Origin of the sequence: Nocardia salmonicida (assembly GCF_036142455.1) — a bacterium.
GTDB lineage: Bacteria > Actinomycetota > Actinomycetes > Mycobacteriales > Mycobacteriaceae > Nocardia > Nocardia salmonicida.
The window spans coordinates 554,576-571,002 of the sequence record NZ_CP108014.1 but is presented as its reverse complement, the minus strand read 5'-3'; the positions used below and the strand labels follow the sequence as shown (position 1 = coordinate 571,002).

The 16,427-nt window shown below is 66.3% G+C and carries 17 protein-coding genes and 1 tRNA gene; 11 read left to right on the top strand and 7 right to left on the bottom strand.

Annotated features, from left to right (window positions below):
• The first annotated feature begins 22 nt into the window (after nucleotides 1-22).
• From OHS03_RS02910 to OHS03_RS02900, 3 genes are read left to right on the top strand one after another with little or no spacing between them, the layout of a single operon-like run.
• Nucleotides 23-1,762, top strand: coding sequence for a class I adenylate-forming enzyme family protein (locus tag OHS03_RS02910; protein ID WP_056821183.1), 1,740 nt, complete (start codon nucleotides 23-25; stop codon nucleotides 1,760-1,762).
• 1 nt (nucleotide 1,763) lies between these two features.
• Nucleotides 1,764-2,297 (top strand): PaaI family thioesterase, encoded by a 534-nt coding sequence (locus tag OHS03_RS02905; RefSeq protein WP_245661349.1) that lies wholly within the window; start codon nucleotides 1,764-1,766, stop codon nucleotides 2,295-2,297.
• On the top strand, nucleotides 2,294-3,775 hold the full coding sequence (locus OHS03_RS02900; RefSeq protein ID WP_056821185.1) for a carotenoid oxygenase family protein: 1,482 nt from the start codon (nucleotides 2,294-2,296) through the stop codon (nucleotides 3,773-3,775). The genes OHS03_RS02905 and OHS03_RS02900 overlap by 4 nt, the downstream gene beginning before the upstream one ends.
• 112 nt (nucleotides 3,776-3,887) lie before the next feature.
• Here the strand turns inward: OHS03_RS02900 and OHS03_RS02895 are convergent, their stop codons facing one another.
• The gene (locus tag OHS03_RS02895) at nucleotides 3,888-5,126 is read right to left on the bottom strand and encodes an acetyl-CoA acetyltransferase (protein WP_056821187.1); all 1,239 of its coding nucleotides are present in this window, start codon (nucleotides 5,124-5,126) and stop codon (nucleotides 3,888-3,890) included.
• Nucleotides 5,127-5,379: 253 nt separating this feature from the next.
• Here OHS03_RS02895 and OHS03_RS02890 point away from each other — a divergent pair, with 253 nt between their 5' ends.
• Nucleotides 5,380-6,306, top strand: a complete 927-nt coding sequence (locus OHS03_RS02890) for a winged helix-turn-helix transcriptional regulator (protein ID WP_056821189.1) — start codon at nucleotides 5,380-5,382, stop codon at nucleotides 6,304-6,306.
• Between the two features lie 216 nt (nucleotides 6,307-6,522).
• Here the strand turns inward: OHS03_RS02890 and OHS03_RS02885 are convergent, their stop codons facing one another.
• Nucleotides 6,523-7,143, bottom strand: coding sequence for a GTP-binding protein (locus tag OHS03_RS02885; RefSeq protein ID WP_328660573.1), 621 nt, complete (start codon nucleotides 7,141-7,143; stop codon nucleotides 6,523-6,525).
• A gap of 34 nt (nucleotides 7,144-7,177) precedes the next feature.
• On the opposite strand from OHS03_RS02885, the gene OHS03_RS02880 reads away from it, so the two are divergent.
• Nucleotides 7,178-7,249, top strand: a tRNA-Val gene (locus OHS03_RS02880).
• 50 nt (nucleotides 7,250-7,299) lie between these two features.
• Here the strand turns inward: OHS03_RS02880 and OHS03_RS02875 are convergent.
• Nucleotides 7,300-7,728, bottom strand: coding sequence for a Z-ring associated ZapG family protein (locus tag OHS03_RS02875; protein ID WP_328660571.1), 429 nt, complete (start codon nucleotides 7,726-7,728; stop codon nucleotides 7,300-7,302).
• A 217-nt stretch (nucleotides 7,729-7,945) separates the two neighbouring features.
• Entirely contained in the window at nucleotides 7,946-8,167 is a 222-nt protein-coding gene (locus tag OHS03_RS02870; RefSeq protein WP_328660570.1) for a hypothetical protein, read from the bottom strand.
• A 206-nt stretch (nucleotides 8,168-8,373) separates the two neighbouring features.
• On the opposite strand from OHS03_RS02870, the gene OHS03_RS02865 reads away from it, so the two are divergent.
• From OHS03_RS02865 to ligD, 4 genes are all read left to right on the top strand, one after another.
• Nucleotides 8,374-8,745 (top strand): hypothetical protein, encoded by a 372-nt coding sequence (locus tag OHS03_RS02865; RefSeq protein WP_245661351.1) that lies wholly within the window; start codon nucleotides 8,374-8,376, stop codon nucleotides 8,743-8,745.
• Nucleotides 8,729-9,259, top strand: coding sequence for a DUF6879 family protein (locus OHS03_RS02860; protein WP_063003362.1), 531 nt, complete (start codon nucleotides 8,729-8,731; stop codon nucleotides 9,257-9,259). The genes OHS03_RS02865 and OHS03_RS02860 overlap by 17 nt, the downstream gene beginning before the upstream one ends.
• Nucleotides 9,256-10,101, top strand: coding sequence for a helix-turn-helix domain-containing protein (locus OHS03_RS02855; RefSeq protein ID WP_328660568.1), 846 nt, complete (start codon nucleotides 9,256-9,258; stop codon nucleotides 10,099-10,101). Before OHS03_RS02860 ends, OHS03_RS02855 begins: the two co-directional genes overlap by 4 nt.
• Nucleotides 10,102-10,502: 401 nt before the next feature.
• The gene (gene ligD, locus OHS03_RS02850; RefSeq protein WP_328664064.1) at nucleotides 10,503-11,408 is read left to right on the top strand and encodes a non-homologous end-joining DNA ligase; all 906 of its coding nucleotides are present in this window, start codon (nucleotides 10,503-10,505) and stop codon (nucleotides 11,406-11,408) included.
• Nucleotides 11,409-11,454: 46 nt separating this feature from the next.
• Here the strand turns inward: ligD and OHS03_RS02845 are convergent, their stop codons facing one another.
• On the bottom strand, nucleotides 11,455-12,597 hold the full coding sequence (locus tag OHS03_RS02845) for a serine hydrolase domain-containing protein (protein WP_328660566.1): 1,143 nt from the start codon (nucleotides 12,595-12,597) through the stop codon (nucleotides 11,455-11,457).
• A gap of 589 nt (nucleotides 12,598-13,186) precedes the next feature.
• On the opposite strand from OHS03_RS02845, the gene OHS03_RS02840 reads away from it, so the two are divergent.
• Together OHS03_RS02840 and OHS03_RS02835 are read left to right on the top strand one after the other, a co-directional pair.
• A complete protein-coding gene (locus OHS03_RS02840; protein WP_482809856.1) occupies nucleotides 13,187-13,870 on the top strand; it encodes a DUF8020 domain-containing protein in 684 nt (227 codons plus the stop codon).
• A gap of 126 nt (nucleotides 13,871-13,996) precedes the next feature.
• Nucleotides 13,997-14,209: a hypothetical protein gene (locus OHS03_RS02835; RefSeq protein ID WP_063003365.1), complete on the top strand. Its 213-nt coding sequence runs from the start codon at nucleotides 13,997-13,999 to the stop codon at nucleotides 14,207-14,209.
• 387 nt (nucleotides 14,210-14,596) lie between these two features.
• On the opposite strand, the gene OHS03_RS02830 is transcribed toward OHS03_RS02835, so the two are convergent.
• Both OHS03_RS02830 and OHS03_RS02825 read right to left on the bottom strand, forming a co-directional pair.
• Nucleotides 14,597-15,499 (bottom strand): aminoglycoside phosphotransferase family protein, encoded by a 903-nt coding sequence (locus tag OHS03_RS02830; RefSeq protein WP_328660562.1) that lies wholly within the window; start codon nucleotides 15,497-15,499, stop codon nucleotides 14,597-14,599.
• A gap of 73 nt (nucleotides 15,500-15,572) precedes the next feature.
• Nucleotides 15,573-16,313, bottom strand: a complete 741-nt coding sequence (locus OHS03_RS02825) for a GTP-binding protein (protein ID WP_328660560.1) — start codon at nucleotides 16,311-16,313, stop codon at nucleotides 15,573-15,575.
• Between the last annotated feature and the right edge of the window lie 114 nt (nucleotides 16,314-16,427).

The window sequence follows — 16,427 nt, the reverse complement described above, 5'->3', positions numbered from 1 at the left end:
ACCTCTCGCACCGAAGGACGCCATGCACGCCAACTCGGACGGCAACGCCGCCAACCGCTTACGCCCGTGCCATCCCGATCACCGAGTCCAGGACTACCTCGAACACCAGTGGTGGTCGCCACTGACCGTGCTGGACCTCCTCGACGACCAGGTCCGTCGCCGCGGGGATGCCCCGGCGGTGACCGATCCGACGAACCTGCCCGCGCTGTGCGGGATCGAGCCGACGGCACTGACCTGGCGCGAACTCGCCGCCCGCGTCGACGACCTCGCCGCCACGCTGCACGAGTCCGGTGTCGGTCCCGGCGATGTCGTCGCGGTGCTGATGCCCAACTCCGTCGCCCTGATCGCGACCTACTTCGCGCTGTGGCGCCTCGGCGCGATCGCGGCCCCCATGCCCGCCTCGTATCGACGGCACGAACTCACGCGGATCGTCGAATCAGCCTCGGCCGTCGCGGTGGTCACCGTCAACAGTCTCGGTGACCGAACACCGTCCGAGGAAGCGCTCAGCCTGATCGGCGAACTGCCCTCGCTGCGTTCGGTGTTCACCTTCGGCCCACCGGCGTCGAACGGCGGCTTGCCGCTGGACGCGGCCCCCGCCACCGGCGAATCGGTCGATGCCGTGCGTCGCGCCTACACCGCGCTGCCCCGCTCGGTGAACGACTGCATCACCATCTGCTGGACCAGCGGTACCGAGGCCGCGCCCAAGGGCGTGCCCCGCTGCCACGGGGACTGGATCGCGGTCGGGCAGGCGGTGCAGGACGGTCTGGAGACCGACGAGGCGTCGGTCATGCTCAACCCGTTCCCGGTGGTCAACATGGCCGGGTTCGCGACATCGCTGCTGCCGTGGCTGCTCGGCGGTGGCCACCTGGTGCTGCACCACCCGCTGGACATGGCCGTGTATCTCGATCAGCTCCAGCGCTATCGCGTCACCCACACGAGCATGCCGCCCGCGATCCTCACCATGCTGCTGCAACGAGAAGACCTGCGGGCCGCGCACGACCTGTCCGCGCTGCGCCGGGTGGGGTCGGGCGGCGCTCCGCTGCCCCCCGGCGTGGTGCGCGACTGGCAGTACTCGCTGGGCGTCGAGGTGCTCAATTTCTTCGGCTCGAACGAAGGCGTGTGCCTGCTCGGCGCACCGTCGGACACACCGGACCCGATGATCCGCGCCGAGTACCTGCCGAACTACGGTGCGCCGGACAGGTCCTGGGTCACCACCGTGGCCGAGCGCACCTCGGTGCGCCTGGTGGATCTGGCGACCGGCAGGCAGGTCACCGCCGTCGGCGGGCGCGGCGAACTGCGCCTGAAGGGACCGACGATCTTCGCCGGCTATCTCGAGGGAACAGCGGCGTCGAGCCCGTTCGACGACGACGGATACCTCTGCAGCGGAGACATCTTCGAGCTGTGCGGGGACAACGGCGAGTACCTCAGGTTCGTCGACCGCAGCAAGGAGATCATCATCCGAGGCGGAATGAACATCGCTCCGGCCGAGATCGAAGGAATCCTGATCGACCATCCCGCGGTCGCCGACGTGGCGATCGTCGGCTACCACGACGACGTTCTCGGCGAGAAGTGCTGTGCGGTCGTCGTTCCCGCCACCGGAGACGGGGTCGCACTCGAGGACCTGGTGAACTTCCTGCGCGCGAAGGAGGTGGCCTCGTTCAAGTTGCCGGAGCGGATCGTCACGGTCGACGAGCTGCCCCGCAACCCGATCGGAAAGCTGCAGCGGCGCGACATCCGCAGCGCGATCGAGCAGGCAGGCTGACGTGGGATCGCCAGATGGTGCCGACGCACCGGTGGGCCGACCACGCGAGACGCCGACCGGGTCCGACCGGCCCATCGCCGATGAGCTGACGGCGATGCTCGACGGGCGGTTCCCGGGCCTGGTCGGGATGCGCATCCTCGCGGCCTCGGCATCGGCGGTCACCGGCGACCTGCGGGTGCGCGAGGAGTTGCTGGCGCCGAACGGATACCTGCACGCGGCCACCGTCGTGGCTTTGGCCGACACGGTGTGCGGTGTCGGCGCGCGGCTGGCGCTGCCCACCGAGGCGGCCGGATTCACCACACTCGAACTCAAGACCAACTATCTCGGCACCGCACGGGCGGGGACGGTCACCGTCGACGCGACGCTCGTCCATGGTGGACGGCGCACCCAGGTCTGGGACGCCACCGTCCGCGACGACGCCGGGCGGGCGATCGCGCTCTTCCGCTGCACCCAGATGGTGCTCTATCCGACGGCGCCGCAACAACATTCGCACTCTCGAAGAGAACTCTGCAATACCGAAACGGAGCAGGCATGACTTCCACCCAGCCCCGCGCGAACGGCGAGCCCATCGCCGTCGCTCGCCCGGTCGAGGCCACCGACGACAATCCGTACACCCTCGGAGTGTTCGCGCCCGTCCACGACGAACTCACCCTGGACGACCTCACGGTCATCGGTGAGATCCCCAAGGACCTCAACGGCGTGTACCTGCGCAACGGCCCGAACCGGCAGTTCGAGGCGCCGGGCCGTTATCACATGTTCGACGGCGACGGCATGATTCACGCCGCGCACTTCGAGAACGGGAAGGTGCGGTACCGCAATCGGTACGTCCGGACCAAGGCCTTCCACGACGAGTCCGAGGCGGGCCGCGCCCTGTGGACCGGACTCATGGAGAACCCCGAGGGCAATCCGTGGGGCAACGGACACGGCCTCGGGATCAAGGATTCCGCCAACACCGACGTGATCTACCATCGCGGCGAGGTCCTGGCGACCTGGTACCTGTGCGGAACGCCCTACAGCGTGGATCCGCTGTCGCTGGAAACCCTCGGCGCACAAGACTTCCTCGGCACCTTCGCGGGCGACATGATGGCCCACCCGAAGGTCGACGAGGCCACCGGCGAACTGATCTGGTTCGACTACGGCCCCGACCAGGACTTCCTGCGCTACGGCATCATCGGCGCCGACGGTCGTCAGACGCACCTCACGCAGATCGATCTGCCGGGTCCGCGCCTTCCGCACGACATCGGGATCACCGACAACTACTCGATCCTCATGGACCTGCCGCTGGTGCAGGATCACGATGCGCGCCGGGCAGGCAAGTACCGGATCTTCTACGATCAGGAACTTCCCGCCCGGTTCGCCGTCATTCCCCGGCACGGACAGGGCAGTGAGGTGCGCTGGTTCGAGGTGAAGCCCTGCTACATCTACCACGTAGTCAATGCGTGGGAAGCGGGCGAGGAGATCATCATGGACGTGTGCCGGGTGAAGAACCCTCAGCACCAGACGACGTTCGCCTCGCCGCTGTCGAACATGCTCGCGTACATGCGCCTCGATGCCCAGCTCTACCGGTACCGCTTCAACCTGCGCACCGGCGCCACCATCGAGACCGAACTCGACAACGCCAATATCGAGTTCCCCAGCGTGGATTCGCGGGTCATGGGCCGCCCGCACCGGTACTCCTACAGCATGAGCCTCGGCAATGAGCCGACCCTGCTCTTCGACGGCCTCGTGCGCTTCGATTCGCAGACCGGCGCCAAGGAAGAACACAAGTTCGGTGCCGGACGTTGGGGTTCGGAGGCGCCCTTCGCTGCGCGCGACGGATCCACCGGCGAGACCGACGGCTACCTGGTCTGCTTCGTCAACGACGAGGCCGAGGACAAGGGCGAGATCAACATCTTCGACGCCGAGGACATCGCGGCGGGACCGATCGCGCGGGTGCTGCTGCCGCGCCGGGTGCCCTCCGGCTTCCATGCCACCTGGGTCCGCGCCGATCAGCTCACCGAGGCCCGCGCGTAGCGCGACGAGGATGAATCGAAAGTCTCCTGGTGCGAGGCGGTCCGAAACCGCTTCGCCCAGGAGACTTTCGTCGTTGGCGGCTAGGCCGGCGCCGGGCGGGCGCGGCCGCCGGTCACCTGGTACCCCGGACGACGACCGTGGACACCACGGTCGTGAACGAACCGCCGATATTGACGGTGAGGGCCCGGCGGGCGTCGTCGACCTGATGGTCTCCGGCCCGGCCGGTGACCTGCCGCGCCGAGTCGAGCACCATGCGAACTCCGGTGGCGCCCACCGGGTGGCCGTGCGCCATCAGCCCGCCGCTGGGGTTCACCGGCAGCCGCCCACCGCGTTCGATCGAGCCGTCCATCACCGCCTCGCCGCCCTTGCCCGGATCGGCCAGACCGATGTGCTCGAGCGTCACCAGCCCGTTGATGGTGAAGCAGTCGTGGATCTCGGCGACATCCAGTTCGGCTACGCCCGCGATCCCCGCGCGCCGGTAGGCGTCCTCGACGGCTCCGCGCAGGTGCGGGAACAGGTAGTCCTGGTCGGCGCTCGCGGCGAGTTTGTCCGTGAGCAGCAGGGTGGCCGTGCGATGGCCGAATCCGGCGATCGTGGCCTCCTGGTCCAGGTCGGCTCCGGTCCGCTGCGCCCATGCCCGCGCGAACTTCGGTCCGGCCAGCACCACGGCGGCGGCGCCGTCGGTGATGCGCCCACAGTCGGTCTTGCGGAGCATCCCCTCCACGAGGGGGTTCACCTCGTCGTTCTCGTCGAAGGATCCCGCCGGGAAGTCCCAGTCCCTGGTCTGCGCAAGGCCGTTGCGGGATCCGTTGCCGAACGCGATCTCCGCGAATCGGCCCAGATGCGCGTGATCGAGGCCGTAGCGCCGCTGGTATTCCTGCGCGACGTCGGCGAAGAGCGCGGGCCACGGGTACTGCGCATCCAGCGCCTCGCGCCCCGCCCACGCCGCGGTCCCCAGATATCCGGCAGCCGTCTGTGCGGACACATTGCGCATCAGCTCGACGCCGACCACCAGCGCCACGTCATAGCGGCCCGATTCGATGTCCGCGCAGGCGGCGAGGATCGCGGTGCTGCCCGAGGCGCACGCCGCCTCGTGCCGGGTGCTCGGCAGCCCGTCCAGGCCCGGCACCGCCGCGACCACCATGCCGCCGAGCTGGGCCTGGCCAGCGAAGAGTTCGCCGGCGAGGTTGCTCACGTGGATCACGCCGACCTCGCGGTCGTCCACACGCGCGTCGGCCAGGGCGGCGGGAACGGTCTCGGCGAACATGTCGACCAGGCCGAGCCCTTCCTTCGACCAGTTCCTGGCGAAGTCGGTCTGGGCGCCTCCGAGCACGTACACGGGGTTCGTCATCTTTCCTCCTTGTTGTCGCATCTCAGGCTAGCTACGACCCGTTATTACTACAAGATAAAGAGTTACCAAGACTCACCCTTTTCATCGGCGAATCGCCAGTAGAAAGGCGAAACATCGCCGATAATGCCAGCAAACCCCTCCCGGATTGAGCCGTGCACGTTTTCGATTACTTCTGAGTGAAGAGCCACTCGCGCAGACGCCCGGACACAGCGCCGTGGCGCCCGGCCGGACCCTGTTTGCGATCATTGACGCCATGTCCTCAGTCCCGACCCACCCGGCATCGTCCGCGCTGGGGCACGCCCTGCTCATCGCGGGCGACAGATGGAATCTGCAGATCACGCGGGCCGTCTTCGGCGGCGCCGAACGTTTCGCGCAACTGCGTGAGGAGTTGGGGATCTCCGACGCCGTTCTGTCGCATCGCCTGGGCCGGCTGATCGAGGACGGGATCCTCGACGCGCATCCGTACTCGACCGCGCCGCCGCGCAACGAGTACCGCCTCACCGATCTCGGCGACGATCTGTGGCTGGCCTTCGTCGCACTATGGAGTTGGGACCGCCACTGGGCGCCGTGGGCACCCGACCGGCCGACCACCCAGCTGCGGCACCGCACATGTGGGCACCTCATCACCCCGGTGTTCGGCTGCGGCGGGTGTCAGGCGATCGGGGTGACCGCCCGCGACGTGCGGACCGAGGTCGACGCGCCGCTACTCGTCGACGTCGCCGACCGCCGGTCCCGGCGCACCGCGAAGGCGGACGCGCCGGGGATGGACTCCAGCAGCGTGCTCGCCGATCGCTGGTCGACCTTCCTGCTCGCCGCCGCCCTCGAGGGCAACCGCCGGTTCGGCGATTTCCAGGACCGGCTCGGGTCGATCTCGCCGGTCACCCTGACCGACCGCCTCGCGTACTTCGTCGACAACGGCATGCTGGTCCGCACGCCGATCGTGGACGGCGCGCGACGGCAGGAGTACCGCACCACCCCCAAGAGCCTCGACTTCTTTCCCGTGTTCGCCGCGCTCAACGCGTGGGCGGCGCGACGTTTGACCGAGGACGGACGGTCCGGTCTGACGATCGTGCACAGCGCGGGCGAGCACCTGCTCGAACCCCAGTACACCTGCAACGCCTGCAACGGCGTATTGCGCAGGGCCGACACCGAATTCAGCCGACCGGGGGCAGCATCCTGACGAGCCGCCCGGTCCCGTCGCACCACCAGACGAGCCCGGACACGCATGGCATACCGGAAAACACCGAACGATCCGGGAAATCAGGTGACGTTGTGTCAGATCGAGACCGGACTACCGCGTTGGAAGCTGGGGCGGCACGAGGACGCGGCCCGATTGTGGCGGGTTGCCGAGCAACGCGATATCACGCGCCCACAGATATTGTCCCGAACGCGGCAGTCAGTAGTCGAAGGCGTGTTCTGGCTGGCAGACGTACATCGGGGATGGCAGGTAGCGCACGATGGCGTCCAGGAGTGGGGTGATGTCGTCGCTGGCGAGGGGCGTGCCGCACAGCATGGGCACGACGTCACCGTTGCGGGTGCGTCGGCGGATGCGGTTGTGCAGGTCTCGTAGGGTGAGGGAGTCCGCGGGATCATGTTCGGTCAGGGTCTCGACGAGTGTGCGGCACCACCGCTCGGCGGCTTTCCCATGGATTCCGAAGGATTCGGTTGCCGTGGGGCCGAGGGCCACCATCGGAGCCAGGTCGAGGACATCGTCGAAGTCGGCGCCGGTACCGACGGGGATCTGCAGTGCCAACGGCGCTGCCCCACGAATGTCGGCGATCGCGCGGACGCAGCGGTCGAAGTCGGCGGTGGGTTGATCGAGCCCGCTCACCAGGCACAGGCGGGCCACCTGATGGTCGTCGGCGACTCGCCACATGGTTTCGAGCCGGGGGGTGCTGTGCGCGGCGGCGTTCACGACCGCGACTACTCCGTCGGCTACGCGGATGGAGCGTTCCAGGTCGGCGATGAGGGCGTCGCTGGATAGCTCGGCTACGCGAATCGTGTGCTCGATATTCATAACCCGACACCGCCGGTACTCCCCGGCGGTGCCAGGGCGTATAGCTCAGCGGTAGAGCACTGGTTTTACACACCAGCGGTCGGGGGTTCGATCCCCTCTGCGCCCACTCACAGACAGCAGGTCAATTCGATCCGAGCTGCACATCCGGTGGCCGGGTCACTCCTCACGCAGGTCGCTACGGACGGCGGCTTGGAACTTACGATTTACCGGCAGCAGCGAGTCATAGAAGCGTCCGTTCGTCCAAGGTTCCGAACTCCAGAACATCACGTTGAGCTGATCTGCAAGTTCGGTGGTCGCGACCTGTAACTCGTCGCCCGCTACGTAGGCGAGCTTGTTGTGAGCGACCCACATCCGGCGAATCAGGGTTCGGTCGCGCTCCCCACCCGAAGCAAGATGCTCTTCGAGCTCTTGGTAGATCTCGTTGAAGGCATGGGCGGCTTCACGACGCTCTTTGCGTAGCTCAGCCTGCCGAGCCCGAACATCCTTCCGCTCAGCGGCCTTGGCCGTTGCTCGAGATGTGAAAATCGTACTCACCACGCCGAGCAGCGTGCCGAGCAGCGCTGCAATTGCTGGGTCTATCGCCACCGCGTCAGTTTCCCAGATCCCAAGTGCGCGTGTGGCATTGTTGCCCGGTGCGACGACCGGGCACTATGCCGGCGGCCTCGTTCCTGCCCGCGCTCGGATTCGACGCGCGCTTGGATCCCGCCCACCGTCCGATCCTCTGTGATGTGTTCGGGCCAGACGATCGCGCCGACCAGGACGGCCGCCGGGATGACAACCGCGAGAACGAACCCGAGCGTGATCATGAGTCCGCCCTCGCGCCGATCGCGAAAAGCGGGAGCGGCTGGTGATTGCGCGATTCGGCGGCCGCGAGCCAATCGGCGACGTCGGCCGAGGAGCCGAGGCAGACCACCCGGAAGGGACTCGCGAGGGCCCAGCCTTCCGGCGCTGACTTCACGGTCATCGAACGGAGCGCCGCGCGTTCGCGCAGGGCGTCCAACGTCTCATCTATCGCCTTGCTCATGGCGAGCCTTCCAGGGCCGAAGTTGGTAGGCATCCGGTAGCGAGGCACAACACAGAGGGAGTGGCCATCCGGATCTGTCACTCGCTACCGGAGCCGTGTTCAACGTACGAACCGCGAGGTCAGCAAGACTACGACTTTGCTTCAGTTTGCTCGAATCTACGCAAATACTGGTCAGCACACTGGGTTTCACGCGACCATGAACGTGTGTGACGAAAACTCACGCACACCGCTGGAAGGGAGGGTCCAAAGTGAAGCTTCATTTTCTGGGATCAGGTGGATCGAACACGAACGGGTGCCCATCGCTCTACGAGACAGACCAGGACACATTCCTGGTGCAGGGCTGGACGACCGACACCGCCGACAAGGTCGAAATCCCCCACTTGCTCACCGGTTTCGCAAAGCCACGCACCTACTTGGGCGCAACGCTCACCGACACCGGCCGAGGGACGTTCACTCTCACCGGCCGCCCGGTCACTGAGGCGGACACGCTCGCACAGATCCACCTGGCTGCCGACGAAACAGCCATCGAGGTACCGCTAGGAAAGCGAGAGTTCTACGGTCATGCAGCAACTCAGTGACGACGGGTTCGGTAAGCTGTTCCGCCGAACCAAGCGCGACGCGTTCCACCTCGAGGTCCAAGACGCCTACGCCGTGGACCTCGAAAGCGGGCCATACACGCGATGGTTGGCCGGTGAACCCGACGACTACGGATGGATGACGCCGTGGCTCGACCAGGTGGCCGACCTGACCGCGTCCGGTGCGACTGTGCGCCGGGTTCGGGTGGTCAGCCGTCCGCACACCGACTACACGCGGTGGTGTCTGCATGTCGCGCGGGAGAACATCCGCGCGGGGGAACAGATCCAGTACATCGACCGCGCCGACATCGACCCTGAGCTACTGACCGCCGACGATTGGTGGCTCTTCGATGACGAGGTCGCCTCGTTCAACGTCTTCGAGCCGTCCGGCCGTTTCGCGGGCGGTGCGGTGACCACGGACCGCAGGATTCTCGCGATGCTGCGGGAAGTTCGAGACACGGTCTGGCTGAAGTCGGTTCCTCGCGATGAGTATGCCGCCGGAGAACCCCAGCGGTGACAGGCGCCGTCCACGCGGCACGCGAGGCCCTGGGGCTCCAACTCCGGGGCTTTCGCCACGACGCCCGACTCACCGGTCGCGCCCTCGCGGGTCTCGCGGGCTGGCACGAATCCAAGGTCAGCAAGATCGAATATGGAAAACAGACGCCGTCCGAGGACGACGTTCGGACATGGTGCGAGTACACCCGCAGCACCGAGAATCTGCCCGACCTCATCGCAGCTCTGCGCAACATCGAGGCGGCCTACTTGGAGTACCGGCGCGTCCTGGCCACCGGCACGAAGCGTCGGCAGAAACAGGCCGTCAAGCTCGAAGCCGACACCGAGGTCACACGCTGGTACGAGCCGCAGGTAGTGCCCGGTCTCCTGCAGACGGCCGACTACGCGCGTTGGATACTTGCCCGCGTCACCGATTTCTACGAAACCCCGAACGACCTCGAGCAGGGCGTAGCCGCCCGCATCGAGCGGCAACGGGTGCTCTACCACGGCCGTCATCGGTTCTGGTTCGTCATCGCTGAGCAGGTGCTCCACACGACCGCCGGGGACGATCAGGTCATGTTGGGCCAACTCGACCGCCTCCAGACCGTCATGGAGCTTGCGCGGGTGTCGTTGGCGATCGTCCCCGCCGCAGCGGTCTACCGAGCACCGACGATCAACGGGTTCGTCATGTTCGATGACCGCTTGGTCCAGGTCGAAACAATCTCCGCAGAGCTGAACGTCACCCAGCCACGAGAGATCCGGCTCTACGCACGAGCGTTCGATGTCCTCGCCCGTCAGGCGGTCACCGGAGAGCGCGCACGGACGTTGATCCGCCGAGCGAGGGAAAAACGGCTGAGCGCCCTGTGACCCCCGAGACGGCAACAGCGCCGGAATCAATCAGGATTCCGGGGCTGTTCTGTGTCGGCACGCCTACATACGACTGTCCCGCCCCGCCGTGGACCGGGTGTCGACTCGGCGGTTGCCCTATTTCGCTGGCTAGGGTGAGCGCAGCTGCTTCTTCGGTGTGAGAGGACAACCCCATGACTGGGACTGTGCTTCCGAGCTGGAACGACAGAGATGCCAAGACACCATCTACGGAACGTCCGCCGACCGATGAGCGACCTGACCGCTGTTGACATCGCCGTGCCGAGCATGACCGCCTGATCGGCCGGACCGGCCTAAACTGATCTTGTGGGCTTCTCGGTGCCGGCACCGATGCTGGCCAAGGCCGGACGGCCACCACAGCCGCCAGGTGGCTGGTGCGCGGAATGAAATGGGACGGCGTCCGCGCGATCGCCCACTGCACCCCGACCGGGATCAGCCTGTGGAGCCGCAACTTACGCGAGATCACCGGCTCCTACCCCGAGATCGTCACCGCGCTGACCGAGATCACCGACGGACGCACCATGCTGCTCGACGGCGAACTCGTCGCCCCCGACCACCACGGCGCCCCCTCCTTCTCCCGGCTACAGCGACGCATGCACGTCCGACGCCCCTCAGCCCTACTGATCGACCAGGTACGAGTCGACTACCTCGTGTTCGACCTACTCGGCGTCGACGACCAGAGCCTGCTCGACGACCCCTACCGCACACGCCGCGCCGAACTGGCCGACCTCACCCTCGACGACGGTGAGCACGTACGGGTTCCACCGATGTGGTCCTTGGCCGAGACCGACGCCGAGGAACTGCTCCGAATCGCCGCCGACTCCGGGCTGGAGGGAATCGTCTGCAAACACGGCGACTCGATTTACGAACCCGGCCGCCGCTCCTCAGCCTGGACGAAAGTGGTCTTGCGACTCACAACCGAGGCCGTGATCGTCGGCGCGGTCCCCGGCAACGGCGCCAACGCCACCACCTTCGGCGGCCTGGTCCTGGCCGGACACACCCCCGACGGACACCTCCGCTGCATCGGCGGCGTCGGCACCGGCTTCACCGCGGCATCACGACGCAGCATCCGCACCGCACTGGACAAAGTCCGTCGCGAAACCAGCCCCCTCGACAACCCACCACCGCCGCCCATCTCACACGCCGCGTGGTGGGTCGAGCCAGTCTTCGTCGCCGACATCGAGTACCGCGAGATCAGCGGCGACGGCCTACTGCGACACCCCAGCTTCCGGGGAATCCGAACCGACAAGACTCCGCAGGAGATCACCCTTCCCAACACGGACGGATAGCGATAAGCCCCAAAGGCTCGCCCGGGGTGGGACTTCGACACAGGCCCTAGGGTGCCGCGCAGGCGGCAGCGTCCAAGGCCCGGGAGCCTTCGTCGTAGCGGTCGTCTATCAGGTCTTGGTTGAGGGCGATGGTTATGGCGCGGCCGGTGGTAGGCACTACGCCGTCGTAGGTCACTGTGCCCGAGAGACCGCCGGTGTGGCCCCAGAGTTCGTTGCCGCACGACATCGTGATCCGCGCCAGGCCGAGGCCGTATGCCCAGGTGCTGTCCACTCCGGTCGGTCGGACGTTCTTCATTTCCGCCAATTGCTCGGGTGGGAGCAGCTTTCCGTCCAGCAGGGCGATGAAGAAGTGGTTCAGGTCCGCGCCGGAGGCGACCATGGCGCCTGCCGCGCCTGCCCACGAGACGTTCTGGCTGGTGTAGTCGACTCGCACACCACTGATGTCGGTGTAGCCCTTGGGATGTGGGCCGCGGATGTCGACTTCATCGGGACTCGGGTAGTAGGTGTCGCGCAAGCCGAGCGGCTCGATGATGCGGTGGGTGATCTCGGTGCCTATCGGATTTCCGGTGATCTCCTCGATCACCATCCCGGCGACGGCGTAGTTCGTGTTGGAGTACGCCCATTGCGCATCGGGCTCGAAATCGGCGGGCGTGGTGAGCACGTTGCGGACCGCCGCGGCGATATCCGTTGTCCCCCATCGGACTTCCTCGGTGAGGCCGGCGATCTGGCCCGGCTCGGGTGGCGTCCCGAACTCGGCCGCGTATTCGGGGAGTCCACTGGTGTGCTGCAAGAGGTTTCGGATGGTGATCCGATTGCCGTCGATGCCCGGCCCGTGCACCACGCCCGGAAGATACCGTTCCACCGGCGCGTCCAACTCGACCTTGCCCTCGGCCACCAATTGCAGCATCACGGTGGCGACGAATGGCTTGGTGTTGCTGGCTATCCGGAGCCGAGCACGGTCGGGGAACGGCCTGCCGGTACTCAAGTCCGCTACCCCTGCGGTGACCGTCCAGGTGTGGCCGTGATCGCTGATCACCGCCTGCGCTCCCGGATAGCCCTGGTGCACCGCACTGTTCAGCGCGTCGGTGATCTGCGCCCGGCCCGCTTCCATGGCGTCGGGCGCATCGTCCACGCCGCACGATGTGGCCACCAAGACCGTCATCCCCAGCATCGCAAGTCTCATTCGCATCCCCTGAAACTAGGGCGAACGACCTGTCATGAGGAGCCTGCCGCCACCCCGATACCCGGTGGTGCTGGCACCACTACCGACCAGCCACCACTGGCTACCTGCCAGCTGGGCGATCGGGCGGAACTCGTCGCGGCACGCACTGGAACTCAGTCGGGGAATCGACTATTACGAACAACAACTCACGCAACAAATATCGCTGGTGTTCCACTGACAATAGGCCGAATAGGGACAGGTGTTGCTGTGAACCGTCACTGAATTGCTCGGCGATGGCAACGAAATCGAGGAGCTATGGAGGAGCATTTCCACGAGGCCGATCACCCTTTCTCAGTGTGTCCTCGGTGGTACCGTCGCGACTTACGCACCCACAGGTGGAGCGGACTTCCAGCTCGGCCGCCGGGCCGGTGCGGACAGTTGCCATAGCCGTCCCAAAAGTAAAACGGTTCCGTTACACTTCCATTCTCGATGATGCCAGTTTCGGATAATCACTACGCGCCGTAGACATTTCGTTTGCGCGGTGGTTACGTCGCAGCAGGCTTCGGCCTTTCGACCGGGCTTCGTCGGATCGCCACCTGAATGGGAGAACGCAACGATGCGTACAGTTCGAATTGCACTAGCGTCGGCTCTGACCGGCGTCGCGATGCTGGGGACAATGGTGAGTACTACCGGATCCGCCTCGGCAGCTCCGGTAGCGCAGATCAATTGGGATACCCGCGTCGACGGGGCGACTGTGGTTGCAGAAGTCAGTTCCGGGAGTTTTCGGCACGCTGGAAACGCTGTCGAACTCACCGACTCGGCCGGGACAGTAGTCCTACGGGTGCCGCTGACGTTCGAGCTTGCCGGTCGGTCGATCCCGTTTGCCGCCGACATCAGCGACAGCACACTGCGTTTGACGGCCGATCAGGCACAATCAGCCGCGCTCGGCCTTGCGCCCGTGTCGCCGGTACCCGCCGAAAAGCCGGTGGCCGCAGGCGTGACCGCAATCGACGGCCCGTCGACCGAGGGCCGCCAGCGCGACATTCCCGGCGCCATCGAGTTGGGGCGAGTCATCGGTGCCGCAGTGGGCGGTGCGATCGGCTTCGCCGCCGGCTGCGTGCTCGGCGGGCTCGGAACCGGTGCCGCAGTGGGTGCCACGACCGCTGGGATCTTGGCCATTGCCGGTGCGATTGTCGGCTGCGCCACGGCGGGAGTCAGCTTCGTACAGGTCGGATCCGTAGCAGGCAGCGCACTCGGCGGTGGGGTCGGCGCCGTAGTCGGTACCCTATTGCCCGCGTGATCTCCCAGCAGATTCGGCCGACCCGCAACGTCGTGCATGTCCCATGCGTCCGAAGGCTCTGAAATACACCGGTGCCCCAGGATTAGGGGGCGATCGGAATCAGCAGATCGCCCCTACGCTTCCGATATGACTCTCACCACCCGGGCGTTGCGCACCGGCATCGCAGCCCTCGCCATTACCGCCGGACTGGTCGCCGCCGCCGGTCCCGCCGTCGCGGAATCCCCCTCGGGCAGCAGCTCGTTGGGCACCGGCTCCTCCAGCCTGTTGCAGTCCGTGTTCACCGCGATCGGATGCGCTGTCGGCGCCAACTCCTGCGGGTCCATCATCATCCCCACGTAATCGGCCCATACAGAAGCTCCTTACCGCCCGCTGTCCGGCGGGCGGAGGACTTCGACCAGCGCAGACCTAGTGCTCGCAATCGGTGTGAATCGGCGGACAGTAGATGGTCGTGGAACAGGCGAGACAGGTGTGCGTTCGGTGATGTCCGCCGATCCGGAGGCAGGGCATCACACTGACGAGCGACCGCCCTGCCCCGAGTCGGTGCCCGTTCGGGCAGAAGCGCGGCGCTGGTTCCGTCCAGCGTCCATTGCGCAGATAGAGCCGAGTCGAGTCGCACATACGTTCGATTATGCACCTCATGGGGTGGGTGCCGCGACTGGGCACGGCTCCTACGCCTGACCACCTGATCACGACTTCGTCAACAGCCGCATGGTCGATCGCGGTGGTTCAGGCAAGCCGATCGTGGTCGGTCAGGATGTCGTGGACCAGGTTCTGCGTGCGACCGACCAAGTCGCCGTCGGCAGACTGATCGGTCAGAGTCAGCATCGCTTTCCATAGCGCCCAGCCCCGTGCGCGCGCCCAGGTGCCTCTGTCGTGGTCGGCCGTTCGACGGAAGGCTTCGCGACTGTCGCCGGACAGCAGTGTCCATGCCAAGACCAGGTCGCAGGCAGGGTCGCCGACACCGCAAGTGCCGAAATCGATGACGGCGGTCAGTTTTTCACCATCGACGAGGAGGTTGGTCGGGGCAAGGTCGCCGTGGAACCACACCGGACTTCGATCCCATTCGCTGGCGAGGGCATTTTCCCAAACGGCAGTGGCCGCGGCGGTATCAATGCGATCGACGAGTGCGTTCAGGCAGTGCCGGACCTGCTGGTCGTAGTAGCTCGGTGGCGTGCCGCGGTAGAAGCTGTGCGCCCCGGCTGCCGGTGCCGCGGTGGTGTCGCATCGTTGCAGCGCGCGCAGGAATTCGGCCAGCGAAATCGCTAGCTCGGTCATGTCGTGTACGGCGGCGCGTTCGACGGTCTCGCCATGGATCCAGCGACGCACCGACCATGGGTACGGGTAGCCGAGGTCAGGGACGCCATCGCCGAGGACGACCGGCACCGGTATCGGCAGGGCGGGGGCCAGTCGCGGCAGCCAGCGGCGCTCCTTCGCGATCGCGGGTGCGTAGCCGGCGGCGGTGGGCAGTCGGACCGACATTTCTTCGCCGAGTCGATAGGTGCGGTTGTCCCATCCGTCGTGCTCCACCGGGGTGACAGGAAGACCCCGCCAGTGCGGAAATTGTGCCGCGATCAGGCTTTCTACCAGGAGTGCGTCAATTCCGGCGCGACCATCCGCTGCGTCTGGCATCACGTCATCGTCGGTGCCACCAGCTCGTTCCAGCAACCGATTTATGGCGTGGAGCACGTCCCGAACGCGGCAGTCAGTAGTCGAGGGCGTGTTCCGGCTGGCAGACGTACAGGGGGGATGGCAGGTAGCGGACGATGGCGTCCAGGAGTGGGGCGATGTCGTCGCTCGCGAGGGGCGTGCCGCACAGGATGGGCACGACGTCACCGTTGCGAGTGCGGCGGCGGATGCGGTTGTGCAGGTCTCGGAGGGCGAGGGAATCCGTGTGGTCTCGGTCGGTCAGGGTCTCGACGAGTTCGCGATACCACCGCTCGACGGGTTCCCCATGACTTCCTCCGGATCCGGACAACGCCATCGGGACCAGGTCGATGACGTCGTCGAAGTCGGCACCGGCGCCGACGGGGACCTGCAATACCAACGGCGCTGCCCCACGAGTCTCGGCGATCGTGCGGACACAGCGGTCGAAGTCGGCGCCCGGGTGACCGAGCCCGGTGACCAGGCACAGGCGGGCGACCTGGTGATCGTCGGCGACTCGCAGCATGGTTTCGAGCCGCGGGGTGCTGTGCGCGGCGGCGTTCACGACCGCGATCACCCCGTCGGCTACGCGGATGGCGCGTTCCAGGTCGGCGATGAGTGCATCGCTCGATAGCGCGGCGACGCGAATCGTGTGCTCGATGTGATCCGTCGACCAGTGGACCGCGTTCTCCGTGTCGCCGAAACATCGGCGCAGACGTTGGACCACCCGTGCCGTCCCGTCGGCATCGCCGATGATCGTGACGTTGCGAATCGACTGCGGGTCAATAGCTTTGGTGCCCATCGCGCGGTACTCCAGATCGATGTCATCGCATCCTCGATCCGCTCACCGTACCCGCGCCCGAGCAGCGCTGGAACGGAATTCCGCCCCAAAGTAGAACGTGTTCCTATACCGTCG

Bases quoted from the DNA above. Each gene is read 5' to 3' on its own strand.
- OHS03_RS02910 (WP_056821183.1), top strand. From the start codon at position 23: ATGCACGCCAACTCGGACGGCAACGCCGCCAACCGCTTACGCCCGTGC.
- OHS03_RS02900 (WP_056821185.1), top strand. From the start codon at position 2,294: ATGACTTCCACCCAGCCCCGCGCGAACGGCGAGCCCATCGCCGTCGCT.
- OHS03_RS02895 (WP_056821187.1), bottom strand. From the start codon at position 5,126: ATGACGAACCCCGTGTACGTGCTCGGAGGCGCCCAGACCGACTTCGCC.
- OHS03_RS02890 (WP_056821189.1), top strand. From the start codon at position 5,380: ATGTCCTCAGTCCCGACCCACCCGGCATCGTCCGCGCTGGGGCACGCC.
- OHS03_RS02885 (WP_328660573.1), bottom strand. From the start codon at position 7,143: ATGAATATCGAGCACACGATTCGCGTAGCCGAGCTATCCAGCGACGCC.
- OHS03_RS02870 (WP_328660570.1), bottom strand. From the start codon at position 8,167: ATGAGCAAGGCGATAGATGAGACGTTGGACGCCCTGCGCGAACGCGCG.
- OHS03_RS02860 (WP_063003362.1), top strand. From the start codon at position 8,729: ATGCAGCAACTCAGTGACGACGGGTTCGGTAAGCTGTTCCGCCGAACC.
- ligD (WP_328664064.1), top strand. From the start codon at position 10,503: ATGAAATGGGACGGCGTCCGCGCGATCGCCCACTGCACCCCGACCGGG.
- OHS03_RS02845 (WP_328660566.1), bottom strand. From the start codon at position 12,597: ATGCGAATGAGACTTGCGATGCTGGGGATGACGGTCTTGGTGGCCACA.
- OHS03_RS02840 (WP_482809856.1), top strand. From the start codon at position 13,187: ATGCGTACAGTTCGAATTGCACTAGCGTCGGCTCTGACCGGCGTCGCG.
- OHS03_RS02835 (WP_063003365.1), top strand. From the start codon at position 13,997: ATGACTCTCACCACCCGGGCGTTGCGCACCGGCATCGCAGCCCTCGCC.
- OHS03_RS02830 (WP_328660562.1), bottom strand. From the start codon at position 15,499: ATGCCAGACGCAGCGGATGGTCGCGCCGGAATTGACGCACTCCTGGTA.
- OHS03_RS02825 (WP_328660560.1), bottom strand. From the start codon at position 16,313: ATGGGCACCAAAGCTATTGACCCGCAGTCGATTCGCAACGTCACGATC.